Here is a 10,452-nt window from a genome sequence, read left to right as displayed (position 1 = left end):
CTTCATCCGTGTGCGCAGCGAAGGGCGGCTCAAGGCCCAGAGCTTCCGCACCACCGAATACCCGGGCTTCCCGACCGACATGCAGGCGCAGTTCATGGCGCTCAACTGCATTGCCCAGGGCACCAGCACCGTCACCGAGACGATCTTCGAGAACCGCTTCATGCACGTGAGCGAGCTCATGCGCCTGGGGGCCAAGATCCAGATCGACGGCAAGGTGGCCGTGGTCGAAGGCGTCGAAAAGCTCACCGGGGCCAACGTCATGGCCACCGACCTGCGCGCCTCGGCCAGCCTCGTGATCGCCGGGCTGGTGGCCCAGGGCGACACCATCGTCGACCGCATCTACCACCTCGACCGCGGCTACGACCGGATGGAAGAGAAGCTGCGCGCCATCGGCGCCCACATTGAACGCATCCAATGACGATCACCCTCGCCCTGTCCAAAGGCCGCATCTTCGACGAAACCCTGCCGCTGCTGGCCGCGGCCGGTATCCAGGTACTCGAGGACCCGGAAACCTCGCGCAAGCTGATCCTGCCCACCAACCAGCCGGACGTGCGCGTGGTGCTGGTGCGTGCGACCGATGTGCCGACCTATGTCGAGCACGGTGGTGCCGATCTGGGCGTGACCGGCAAGGACACGCTGATCGAGCACGGCGGCCAGGGGTTGTACCAGCCGCTGGATCTGCAGATTGCCCAGTGCCGCATGAGCGTGGCGGTGCCGGCCGATTTCGACTACGCTTCGGCCGTTCGCCAGGGCTCGCGACTGACCGTGGCCACCAAGTACACCAGCATTGCGCGTGAGTTTTTTGCGGGCAAGGGAGTGCATGTGGACCTGATCAAGCTGTATGGCAGCATGGAACTGGCCCCCTTGACCGGCATGGCCGATGCGATCGTCGACCTGGTGTCCACTGGCAAGACCCTCCAGGCCAACAACCTGGTCGAAGTCGAGCGCATCATGGACATCTCTTCCCGCCTGGTGGTCAACCAGGCGGCCCTCAAGCTCAAACAGGCGGCCATTCGGCCCATCATCGAAGCTTTTTCCCAAGCCATTGGCCAGCAGGCCCCATCGCCATGATGCCCTCCGCCCAGCCCGTTCGCCTGAACACATCCTCGCCCGACTTCGAGGCGCAGTTTGCGGCGCGGCTGCACTGGTCCGCCGACACCGATGCGGCCATCGAGCAGCGTGTGGCCGACATCCTGGCCGATGTGCACACACGCGGCGACGCGGCGGTGCTCGACTACACCGCCCGCTTTGACCACCTGCAGGTGCAGGGAGTGGCTGACCTGGAGCTCACGCAGGCCGACCTTCGCGCTGCCTTCGATGCCATCGCCCCCGCCCAGCGTGAGGCGCTCGAGAAGGCGGCGCAGCGCGTGCGCCGCTACCACGAGGCGCAGAAGAAGGCCAATGGCGAGAGCTGGAGCTACCGCGATGAAGACGGCACGCTGCTGGGCCAGAAGGTCACGCCGCTGGACCGCGTGGGCATCTATGTTCCTGGCGGCAAGGCCGCCTATCCCTCGTCGGTGCTGATGAATGCCATCCCGGCCCATGTGGCCGGCGTCGGCGAGATCATCATGGTGGTGCCGACGCCGCGTGGCGAGCGCAACCCGCTGGTGTTGGCGGCTGCCTATGTGGCCGGCGTCACGCGCGCCTTCACGATCGGCGGAGCCCAGGCTGTCGCGGCGCTGGCCTACGGCACGGCCACCGTGCCCAAGGTGGACAAGATCACCGGGCCGGGCAACGCCTATGTGGCCAGTGCCAAGAAGCGCGTGTTCGGCACGGTCGGCATCGACATGATCGCGGGCCCGAGTGAAATCCTGGTGCTGGCCGACGGCACCACGCCGCCCGAGTGGGTGGCGATGGACCTGTTCTCGCAGGCCGAGCACGACGAGCTGGCCCAGTCCATCCTGCTGTGCCCCGACGCGGCCTACATCGATGCCGTACAGGCCGAGATCGATCGCAGGCTGACCGCGATGCCCCGCGCGGACATCATCGCCGCCAGTCTCAATGGCCGGGGGGCGCTGATCCTCACGCGTGACATGGAGGAGGCCTGTGCCATCAGCAACCGCATCGCGCCCGAGCACCTGGAGGTGTCCAGCCGCGAACCGCACCGCTGGGAGCCGCTGCTGCGGCACGCCGGCGCCATCTTCCTCGGCGCCTATACCAGCGAAAGCCTGGGTGACTACTGCGCCGGTCCCAACCACGTGCTGCCCACCAGCGGTACAGCCCGCTTCTCCTCGCCGCTGGGGGTGTACGACTTCCAGAAGCGCTCCAGCCTGATCGAGGTCAGTGAGGCGGGTGCCCAGGTGCTGGGCAAGGTGGCGGCCGAACTGGCCTACGGCGAGGGCCTGCAGGCCCACGCGCGCGCGGCCGAACTGCGCCTGTCGGACGTGCCGCCCATGCGCGGCCGCTGAGGACGCGGCCCGATGAGCGCCAGACCCGATCCGCTGCTGCGCATCCGTCAGGACGTGCAGTCCATGCACGCCTATGCCGTCCAGGATTCGGCCGGCATGATCAAGCTGGACGCGATGGAGAACCCCTTCACCCTGCCGCCCGATCTGCAGGCGGCATTGGGCGAGCGGCTGGGCCGCGTGCCGGTCAACCGTTACCCCGGTGCCCGTGTCGAGGAGCTCAAGCAGGCGATCGCGCATGCCATCGACCTGCCTGAAGGCAGCTCGCTGATGCTGGGCAACGGCTCCGACGAGCTGATTTCGCTGCTGGCCATGGCCTGCGACATGCCGGGTGCCGCCATCCTGGCGCCGGAGCCCGGCTTCGTGATGTACGCCATGAGTGCCAGGCTCCAGGGTCTGGCCTATCACGGCGTGCCGCTGACGCCGGATTTCCAGCTCGACGAAGCGGCCATGCTGGCGGCCATGCGCACGCACCGACCGGCCATCACTTACCTGGCCTACCCGAACAACCCCACCGCCAATCTGTGGCAGGCCGGTTCGGTCCGGCGCCTGATCGACGAGGCCGCCGCCTTCGGTGGGCTGGTCGTGATCGACGAGGCCTACCAGCCTTTTTCCAGCCATACCTGGCTGGACGAGATGCGGGCCAACCCGCAGGCCCATGCCCATGTGTTGCTCATGCGCACGCTGTCGAAGTTCGGCCTGGCGGGCGTCCGGCTGGGCTACCTGGTGGGCCCGCGGGCACTGGTGCACGAGATCGACAAGCTGCGCCCACCCTACAACGTGAGCGTGCTCAACGCCGAGTGCGCGCTGTTCGCGCTGGAGCACACCGAGGTGTTTGCCCGGCAGGCAGCGCAGATCCGCCAGGAGCGCCAGCGACTGCTCGATACCCTGTCGGCGATGCCCGGTGTGCAGGCCTTTCCGAGTGATGCCAATATGGTGCTGGTGCGTGTGCCCGATGCGGATCGCTGTTTCGACGGCATGAAAGCGCAAGGTGTCCTGGTCAAGAATGTTTCTAAAATGCATCCACTGCTGGGCAACTGCCTGCGTCTGACGGTGGGCACACCGGACGAAAACACCCGCATGATGGCCGCCCTCCAAACCAGTCTATGACCTCTTCACAAACGACCCCCAGCTTCGTCGATCGCGTGGCCGAGGTCCGGCGCGATACCGCCGAGACCAAGATTCATGTCCGCATCAACCTTGATGGTTCCGGCACCGCCAGGCTGTCCACCGGCATCGGGTTTTTCGACCACATGCTGGACCAGATCGCCCGTCATGGCCTGATCGATCTCGACATCGAGTGCCAGGGTGACCTGCACATCGACGGCCACCACACCGTGGAGGATGTGGGCATTGCCCTCGGCCAGGCCTTTGCCAGCGCCGTGGGTGACAAAAAAGGCCTGCGCCGCTACGGCCACGCCTACGTGCCGCTGGACGAGGCCCTGTCGCGCGTGGTGGTCGACTTCTCCGGCCGGCCGGGGCTGCACATGCGTGTGCCATTCAAGGCAGGCATGATCGGCGCCTTCGACACGCAACTGGCCTTCGAATTCTTCCAGGGCTTTGTCAACCATGCGGGCGTGACCCTGCACATTGACAACCTCCACGGCGAGAACGCCCACCACCAGGCGGAAACCGTGTTCAAAGCCTTCGCTCGTGCCTTGCGCATGGCACTGGAGCGCGATGCACGCATGGGGGACGTGATCCCTTCGACCAAAGGCACCCTCTGAGTCCGTCTTTTCCGATGAAACGCAAGACAGTCGCCGTGGTCGATTACGGCAGTGGCAATCTCCGTTCCGTGTCGCAGGCCGTCATCCATGTGGCGGAGCAGGCCGAGGTGGAGGTGAAGATCACCGCCAGTGCCCAGGGCGTGCTGGACGCCGACCGCGTCGTGCTGCCCGGGCAGGGCCACATGGGCGACTGCATGCGCGAGCTGGCTGCCTCGGGCCTGCTTGATGCCGTGCTGCATGCGGCCGCGAACAAACCGCTGTTCGGCGTCTGCGTCGGCATGCAGATGCTGCTGGACCGCAGCGAGGAGGGGCCGACCGATGGTCTGGGCCTGCTGCCGGGCGAGGTCGTGCGCTTTCGGCTGGAGGGGCGCCTGCAGGCGGACGGCAGCCGTTTCAAGGTGCCACAGATGGGTTGGAACCAGGTGTTCCATGAGCTGGACGGGCGCGATCCGCACCCCGTCTGGGCTGGTATTCCCGAGGGTGCCTGGTTCTACTTCGTGCACAGCTACTACGCGCGGCCTGCCAACGCGGCCCATGTCGCCGGGGAAACCGATTACGGCGGGCGATTTGCCAGCGCCATCGCGCGGGATAATATTTTTGCCACCCAGTTCCATCCTGAGAAAAGCGCCGACCAGGGGCTGGCGCTCTATCGCAACTTCCTCCACTGGAATCCCTGAACCGTCCTGCCGACCTCAACATCACCATGCTGCTGATTCCCGCCATCGATCTCAAAGACGGACAGTGCGTACGCCTCAAACAGGGCGACATGGACCAATCCACCGTGTTCAGTGAAGACCCGGCAGCCATGGCGCGCAGCTGGGTGGACAAGGGCGCTCGCCGCCTGCACCTGGTCGACCTCAACGGTGCCTTTGCCGGCAAACCGCAGAATCTGCCGGCCATCAAGGCTATCCTGCAGGCCGTCGGTGACGAGATCCCGGTCCAGCTCGGTGGCGGCATCCGTGACCTGGACACCATCGAACGCTACCTGGACGCCGGCCTGCGCTACGTCATCATCGGCACCGCGGCCGTCAAGAACCCCGGCTTCCTGAAGGATGCCTGTACCGCCTTTGGCGGCCACGTGATCGTGGGCCTGGACGCCAAGGATGGCAAGATCGCCACCGATGGCTGGAGCAAGCTCACCGGTCATGAGGTGGTCGACCTGGCCAAGAAGTTCGAGGACTGGGGCGTCGAATCCATCGTCTACACCGACATCGGGCGCGACGGCATGCTCTCGGGCATCAACATCGAGGCCACCGTCAAGCTGGCCCAGGCACTGTCCATTCCCGTGATCGCTTCGGGCGGTCTGTCGAGCATGGCCGACATCGATGCCCTGTGTGCGGTCGAGGACGAAGGCGTCGAGGGTGTCATCGCCGGCCGCGCCATCTACTCGGGCGATCTGGACTTCGCGGCCGCCCAGGCGCGTGCCGACGAGCTGCGGACCTGACATGCTGGCCAAACGCATCATCCCTTGTCTGGACGTGACCGGTGGCCGCGTCGTCAAGGGTGTCAACTTCGTCGAACTGCGCGATGCCGGTGATCCGGTCGAGATCGCGGCGCGCTACAACGAACAGGGCGCCGATGAGCTGACCTTCCTGGACATCACCGCGACCAGCGACGGGCGCGACCTGATCCTGCACATCATCGAGGCCGTGGCCTCGCAGGTGTTCATCCCGTTGACGGTGGGCGGCGGCGTGCGGACGGTGGAGGATGTGCGCCGCCTGCTCAACGCAGGTGCCGACAAGACCAGCTTCAACTCGGCCGCCATCGCCAATCCGCAGGTCATCCGCGATGCGTCCGACAAGTACGGTGCGCAGTGCATCGTGGTTGCCATCGATGCCAAGCGCCGCCAGGGTGACGATCTGGCCGCGCGTGGTGCGGGCTGGGATGTCTACAGCCACGGCGGGCGCAAGAATACCGGCCTGGATGCCCTGGCCTGGGCACGGCAGATGGCCGAGTACGGGGCCGGCGAGATCCTGCTGACCAGCATGGATCGGGATGGCACCAAGTCCGGATTCGACCTTGAGCTGACGCGTGCCGTGGCGGACGCCATCAGCATCCCCGTGATCGCCTCGGGCGGCGTCGGCAATCTCGACCATCTGGCCGATGGCGTGCAGCAGGGGGGGGCGGACGCCGTGCTGGCGGCCAGCATCTTCCACTACGGTGAGTACACGGTGGCTCAGGCCAAACAGCGCATGGCCGAGCGGGGCATTCCGGTTCGGCTGTAAAGCGGTCGGTGTCCCACCGCGGCCGCGGCTGCGGCGGCGTGCTGTGCGATCAGGGCTGTTCGGGCGTGCCGGGCAGCCGGTCCTGGCGATCCAGCCGGTCTTCCAGCTCGCCCAGGCTGGCGCTCAGGCCGTTGGCGCTTTGCTCGAACAGGCGGGCCAGTTCGGTCTGGCTGCGCTCGATCTGTTGCTGCAGCGTCGCGGTCTGCGCCTGCTGGCGCTCTTCCAGCCGCGTCAACTCGGTGCGCAGGTAGTCCCGCAGTTCCGCCAGCCTCGACGCCTCGGCCTTGTCCGCCAGTTGCCGTTGCTCGGTCGCTTCCTTGCCCAGGCGCCGCACCTCCATCAGGTGCGAGGCCTGGTTGAGCACCATCACCAGCAGGAACACGATCAGCAACCCTCCCAGCATGCCCAGCAGCACAAGGCCCAGCGGCGCCTGCACGTCGGTGAACGCGAAGTTCAACGTGGTGGGCCGGAAAACCTCGTCAAGATTCAGGGCCACGAAGGCCGCCACCAACAGCAGACAGGCGATGAGAAGCATGGTTCTGGGTTTCATGTCGGCATCGTATCCCGGATGGCCGTGGGCGCCCAGTGGCGGGGCGTGATAGATTCGAAAGATGAACTGGCTCGATCAAGTGAAATGGGACGCGCAGGGCCTGGTGCCCGTCATCGCGCAGGAACAGGGCAGCGGTGACGTCCTGATGTTTGCGTGGATGAACCGCGCGGCGCTGGAAAAGACCGCCGAGCTCGGCCGCGCCGTCTACTACAGCCGCTCGCGCGGCAAGCTCTGGTACAAGGGCGAGGAGTCCGGCCACGTGCAGACGGTGCATGAGATCCGGCTCGACTGCGACAGCGACGTGGTGCTGCTGAAGGTCACCCAGCGGGGGCATGAACCCGGCATTGCCTGCCATACGGGCCGGCACAGCTGCTTCTACAGCGTGCTCAAGGACAATGCCTGGACACCGGTCGATCCGGTGCTCAAGGACCCCGAAACCATCTACAAGTGAACACCATGTCCGATACCGATACGCTGATCCGCCTGGCAGCCGTGATCGAAAGCCGCCGCCCGGCCAATGGTGGCGATCCCGAGAAAAGCTATGTGGCGCGCCTGCTGCACAAGGGCCCGGACGCCTTTCTCAAGAAAGTGGGCGAGGAGGCCACCGAGGTGGTGCTGGCGGCCAAGGACTGCGGGCACGGCGGTGATCCCCAGAAGCTCGTGAACGAAGTGGCCGACCTGTGGTTCCACTGCATGGTGGCGCTGGCCCACTACGGCAAATCACCCGCCGACGTGGTGGCCGAACTGGCCCGCCGCGAGGGCCTCAGTGGCCTGGAGGAAAAGGCCATGCGCAAGGTCAGGGAGCGCGAGGCCGGCGCGTCCGGCCACTGAAAGGACGGCATCATGGCCGATGACCGCGACATCATTGATGTCCCCGCCACATTCAAGCCAGCCGATGACAGCCTGCTGACCATAGGCTGGCTCAGCTACGTGCTGCATTTCGTGGTCGCGCTGGCGGCGGTCATCCCCGGCGCCCAGGTGGGCGTCGGGCTGCTGGTGGTGGCGCTCATCATCGATCTGGTCAAGCGCCCGGATGCCGAGGGGACCTGGCAGGCCAGCCATTTCTCGTGGCGCATTCGCAGCGTCCTCTGGGCCGCGGTCCTCTACGTGGTGACCTGGCCGCTGTGGCTGCTCTTTCTGCTGCCCGGCATGGTGGCCTGGTGCATCATCTCGCTGTGGTTTCTCTATCGCATCATCAAGGGCATGGTCCGCATGAACGACCGCCGCCCGGTGGGCTGATCTTCCCTGCCGTTTTTTCCATGCACGAACAACACGATCCGAACTGCATCTTCTGCAAGATCATTGCTGGCCAGATCCCCTCGAAGAAGGTTTACGAGGACGAGCGCATCTTCGCGTTTCACGACATCAACCCCTGGGCGCCGGTGCATTTCCTGATGGTACCGAAGGTGCACGTGCCGTCCATGGCGCAACTTGCCCCGGAGCACGAGGTGCTGATGGGCCGGATCATGGTGTTGGCGCCCAGGCTGGCCATGGAGCAGGGGTGCCGGCCGTACCCCGAGGGCGGTTTTCGCGTGGTGTGCAACACCGGGCAGGACGGGGGGCAGGAGGTCCACCACCTGCACGTCCATGTCTTCGGCGGGCCTCGCCCGTGGGCGCGAGGCTGACCGGGTGCTGGATAACCCTTGGCACGGCGGTTGAACTGTCGGCCGCGGCGTAGAATCCAACATCAGGGCGCTCGACGCCATTTCAGACACCGGAGAAAGATATGGGTAGTTTTTCGATTTGGCACTGGCTCATCGTGCTGCTGATCGTGGTCATGGTCTTTGGTACCAAGAAGCTCAAGAACATCGGATCTGACTTGGGTGGTGCGGTCAAAGGCTTCAAGGATGGCCTGAAGGAGGGTGAGTCCTCCGCATCGGCGGCGACTCCCCCCCAGCAGGTGACCCAGGCCAGCCAGAAGCCTGAGCAGACCACCATCGACGTCGAAGCCCGTCAGAAGTGAGGCGTCCCCCCTGCGGCGACGCCGCGTCGGGTGTGCCGCCTGTTGCGGGCGGCAGAAGCCCGGCGCGGGCTCCCGGTCTGGCGCAGGTTGCACCATGAATGGCTGACACATGATCGATCTGGGCATTTCCAAGCTCGCCCTGATCGGGGCGGTGGCGTTGATTGTCATCGGCCCCGAGAAGTTGCCGCGCGTGGCGCGCACGGTGGGTACCTTGCTGGGCAAGGCGCAGCGCTACGTGGCCGATGTCAAGGCCGAGGTCAATCGCTCGATGGAGCTTGATGAGTTGCGCAAGATGAAGGAGTCGGTCGAGTCGGCGGCTCGCGACGTCGAATCGTCCATCCGTACCGAGACCGACAACTTCGAAAAATCCTGGCAGGAAGCGACGGCGGGGCTCGATGGCAGCACGCTCAGCAGCGGCGACGACAGCGCTGGTGCTCTCCAGGCGCTGGGCAGCGAGGTCTACCCGACCTACCGGCACCCGAAGAAGAACTGGCGTCTCAAGCAGGGCGCCACACCCCTGTGGTACAAGGCCCGTACCGGCGTCCGTACCCGGGCCCAGTCCGGGGCGGCCCGGGTGGCGCGCTACCGCCCCAAATCCACATCGTCTCCCCGCTGATGGCCAACCCGAACAACCCCGAAGACGAGCTGGCCGGGACCGAGCAGCCTTTCGTCCAGCACCTCATGGAGTTGCGGGACCGCCTGCTCTATGCCGTCGCCGGCATGGCCGTGTGCATGGCGCTGCTGGCCATCTGGCCTGGCCCGAGCGGTCTGATCGACCTGATTGCGGTGCCGATCCTGGCGCACATGCCGCCCGGCACCGAAAAACTCATCGCGGTCGGGGTGTTCTCGCCGTTCTTCGTTCCGCTCAAGGTGCTGGCCATGGCGGCGCTGCTGCTGTCGCTGCCGTGGTGGATGTACCAGGTGTGGGCCTTTGTGGCGCCGGGCCTGTACAGCCACGAGAAGCGGTTTGCCGTGCCTCTGATCGTGCTGGGCAGCATCCTGGCCTACGTGGGTATCGCCTTCGTGCAGTTCTTCGTGCTGGACAAGATGTTCGGCTTCATCCAGCGCTTCACACCCGCCAGTGTGGCGGCCACGCCCGACATCGCCTCCTATGTCGAGGCCATCCTTTCGCTGTACCTGGCGTTCGGGCTGGCCTTCCAGGTGCCTATCGTGGTGATGCTGCTGGTCAAAATGGGGCTGGTCACGATCCAGAAACTCAAGGATTTCCGTGGCTACTTCATCGTGGTGGCCTTCATCATTGCCGCCATCGTGACACCGCCCGACGTCATCTCGCAACTGGCGCTGGCCGTGCCCATGTGCCTGCTGTACGAACTGGGCATCTGGGGGGCCCGCTGGTTCAGCCCTGCCACCGAGGAAGCCGAGACGGCTGCGGGCGAAGAAAAGAAGGCCGGTTGACCGGGGACGGTCTCCCCGGCGGACGCTCAGCGGGTGCGGACCTGCGGCCGCGCGGGGTTGCGTCGGCCCGGGACGATCTGCAGTGACTGCGTGCCATCCCTGCGCACCACGACCAGGGTGGAGGGCTGCCCCGGAGGCAGCGCCGCGACGGCCGACAGCAGTTGCG

The 10,452-nt window shown here is 65.8% G+C and carries 15 protein-coding genes and 1 pseudogene; 15 read left to right on the top strand and 1 reads right to left on the bottom strand.

Annotated elements, in window-relative coordinates:
- From PHQ87_RS10830 to hisF, 8 genes and pseudogenes are all read left to right on the top strand, one after another.
- Positions 1–418, top strand: a pseudogene (locus PHQ87_RS10830) (UDP-N-acetylglucosamine 1-carboxyvinyltransferase); the annotation flags it as partial.
- Positions 415–1,071, top strand: a complete 657-nt coding sequence (gene hisG / locus PHQ87_RS10825) for an ATP phosphoribosyltransferase (RefSeq protein ID WP_300233940.1) — start codon at positions 415–417, stop codon at positions 1,069–1,071. The pseudogene PHQ87_RS10830 and the gene hisG, both read left to right, overlap by 4 nt.
- Positions 1,068–2,408, top strand: a complete 1,341-nt coding sequence (gene hisD, locus PHQ87_RS10820) for a histidinol dehydrogenase (RefSeq protein ID WP_300233937.1) — start codon at positions 1,068–1,070, stop codon at positions 2,406–2,408. The genes hisG and hisD overlap by 4 nt, the downstream gene beginning before the upstream one ends.
- 12 nt (positions 2,409–2,420) lie before the next feature.
- On the top strand, positions 2,421–3,515 hold the full coding sequence (hisC, locus tag PHQ87_RS10815) for a histidinol-phosphate transaminase (RefSeq protein ID WP_300233934.1): 1,095 nt from the start codon (positions 2,421–2,423) through the stop codon (positions 3,513–3,515).
- A complete protein-coding gene (gene hisB, locus PHQ87_RS10810; protein ID WP_300233931.1) occupies positions 3,512–4,132 on the top strand; it encodes an imidazoleglycerol-phosphate dehydratase HisB in 621 nt (206 codons plus the stop codon). The genes hisC and hisB overlap by 4 nt, the downstream gene beginning before the upstream one ends.
- 14 nt (positions 4,133–4,146) lie before the next feature.
- Positions 4,147–4,809, top strand: coding sequence for an imidazole glycerol phosphate synthase subunit HisH (hisH, locus tag PHQ87_RS10805; RefSeq protein ID WP_300233928.1), 663 nt, complete (start codon positions 4,147–4,149; stop codon positions 4,807–4,809).
- Between the two features lie 26 nt (positions 4,810–4,835).
- The gene (gene hisA / locus PHQ87_RS10800) at positions 4,836–5,576 is read left to right on the top strand and encodes a 1-(5-phosphoribosyl)-5-[(5-phosphoribosylamino)methylideneamino]imidazole-4-carboxamide isomerase (protein WP_300233925.1); all 741 of its coding nucleotides are present in this window, start codon (positions 4,836–4,838) and stop codon (positions 5,574–5,576) included.
- 1 nt (position 5,577) lies between these two features.
- A complete protein-coding gene (gene hisF / locus PHQ87_RS10795) occupies positions 5,578–6,357 on the top strand; it encodes an imidazole glycerol phosphate synthase subunit HisF (RefSeq protein WP_300233922.1) in 780 nt (259 codons plus the stop codon).
- A gap of 49 nt (positions 6,358–6,406) precedes the next feature.
- On the opposite strand, the gene PHQ87_RS10790 is transcribed toward hisF, so the two are convergent.
- Positions 6,407–6,907, bottom strand: coding sequence for a lipopolysaccharide assembly protein LapA domain-containing protein (locus PHQ87_RS10790; protein WP_300233919.1), 501 nt, complete (start codon positions 6,905–6,907; stop codon positions 6,407–6,409).
- Positions 6,908–6,968: 61 nt separating this feature from the next.
- On the opposite strand from PHQ87_RS10790, the gene hisI reads away from it, so the two are divergent.
- From hisI to tatC, 7 genes are all read left to right on the top strand, one after another.
- Entirely contained in the window at positions 6,969–7,358 is a 390-nt protein-coding gene (gene hisI, locus PHQ87_RS10785) for a phosphoribosyl-AMP cyclohydrolase (RefSeq protein WP_300233916.1), read from the top strand.
- Between the two features lie 5 nt (positions 7,359–7,363).
- Entirely contained in the window at positions 7,364–7,738 is a 375-nt protein-coding gene (locus tag PHQ87_RS10780) for a phosphoribosyl-ATP diphosphatase (protein ID WP_300233913.1), read from the top strand.
- A 12-nt stretch (positions 7,739–7,750) separates the two neighbouring features.
- Complete coding sequence (locus tag PHQ87_RS10775) at positions 7,751–8,146, top strand: hypothetical protein (protein WP_300233910.1); 396 nt, start codon at positions 7,751–7,753, stop codon at positions 8,144–8,146.
- A 20-nt stretch (positions 8,147–8,166) separates the two neighbouring features.
- Entirely contained in the window at positions 8,167–8,532 is a 366-nt protein-coding gene (locus tag PHQ87_RS10770) for a histidine triad nucleotide-binding protein (protein ID WP_300233907.1), read from the top strand.
- A 101-nt stretch (positions 8,533–8,633) separates the two neighbouring features.
- Positions 8,634–8,870 (top strand): Sec-independent protein translocase subunit TatA, encoded by a 237-nt coding sequence (gene tatA / locus PHQ87_RS10765; RefSeq protein WP_300233904.1) that lies wholly within the window; start codon positions 8,634–8,636, stop codon positions 8,868–8,870.
- 109 nt (positions 8,871–8,979) lie between these two features.
- On the top strand, positions 8,980–9,486 hold the full coding sequence (gene tatB, locus PHQ87_RS10760; protein ID WP_300233901.1) for a Sec-independent protein translocase protein TatB: 507 nt from the start codon (positions 8,980–8,982) through the stop codon (positions 9,484–9,486).
- A complete protein-coding gene (gene tatC, locus PHQ87_RS10755; RefSeq protein WP_300233898.1) occupies positions 9,486–10,286 on the top strand; it encodes a twin-arginine translocase subunit TatC in 801 nt (266 codons plus the stop codon). The genes tatB and tatC overlap by 1 nt, the downstream gene beginning before the upstream one ends.
- Positions 10,287–10,452 lie beyond the last annotated feature (166 nt).

This window comes from Hydrogenophaga sp. (assembly GCF_028698005.1).
Classification (GTDB): domain Bacteria; phylum Pseudomonadota; class Gammaproteobacteria; order Burkholderiales; family Burkholderiaceae_C; genus Hydrogenophaga.
Note: the sequence above shows the minus strand (reverse complement) of the source record. Positions and strands in the feature narration are given on the sequence as shown.

Bases quoted from the DNA above. Each gene is read 5' to 3' on its own strand.
- PHQ87_RS10775 (WP_300233910.1), top strand. From the start codon at position 7,751: ATGGCCGATGACCGCGACATCATTGATGTCCCCGCCACATTCAAGCCA.
- hisH (WP_300233928.1), top strand. From the start codon at position 4,147: ATGAAACGCAAGACAGTCGCCGTGGTCGATTACGGCAGTGGCAATCTC.
- tatB (WP_300233901.1), top strand. From the start codon at position 8,980: ATGATCGATCTGGGCATTTCCAAGCTCGCCCTGATCGGGGCGGTGGCG.
- hisD (WP_300233937.1), top strand. From the start codon at position 1,068: ATGATGCCCTCCGCCCAGCCCGTTCGCCTGAACACATCCTCGCCCGAC.
- hisG (WP_300233940.1), top strand. From the start codon at position 415: ATGACGATCACCCTCGCCCTGTCCAAAGGCCGCATCTTCGACGAAACC.
- PHQ87_RS10790 (WP_300233919.1), bottom strand. From the start codon at position 6,907: ATGAAACCCAGAACCATGCTTCTCATCGCCTGTCTGCTGTTGGTGGCG.
- PHQ87_RS10770 (WP_300233907.1), top strand. From the start codon at position 8,167: ATGCACGAACAACACGATCCGAACTGCATCTTCTGCAAGATCATTGCT.
- hisC (WP_300233934.1), top strand. From the start codon at position 2,421: ATGAGCGCCAGACCCGATCCGCTGCTGCGCATCCGTCAGGACGTGCAG.
- hisB (WP_300233931.1), top strand. From the start codon at position 3,512: ATGACCTCTTCACAAACGACCCCCAGCTTCGTCGATCGCGTGGCCGAG.
- hisI (WP_300233916.1), top strand. From the start codon at position 6,969: ATGAACTGGCTCGATCAAGTGAAATGGGACGCGCAGGGCCTGGTGCCC.
- tatC (WP_300233898.1), top strand. From the start codon at position 9,486: ATGGCCAACCCGAACAACCCCGAAGACGAGCTGGCCGGGACCGAGCAG.
- hisF (WP_300233922.1), top strand. From the start codon at position 5,578: ATGCTGGCCAAACGCATCATCCCTTGTCTGGACGTGACCGGTGGCCGC.
- hisA (WP_300233925.1), top strand. From the start codon at position 4,836: ATGCTGCTGATTCCCGCCATCGATCTCAAAGACGGACAGTGCGTACGC.
- PHQ87_RS10780 (WP_300233913.1), top strand. From the start codon at position 7,364: ATGTCCGATACCGATACGCTGATCCGCCTGGCAGCCGTGATCGAAAGC.
- tatA (WP_300233904.1), top strand. From the start codon at position 8,634: ATGGGTAGTTTTTCGATTTGGCACTGGCTCATCGTGCTGCTGATCGTG.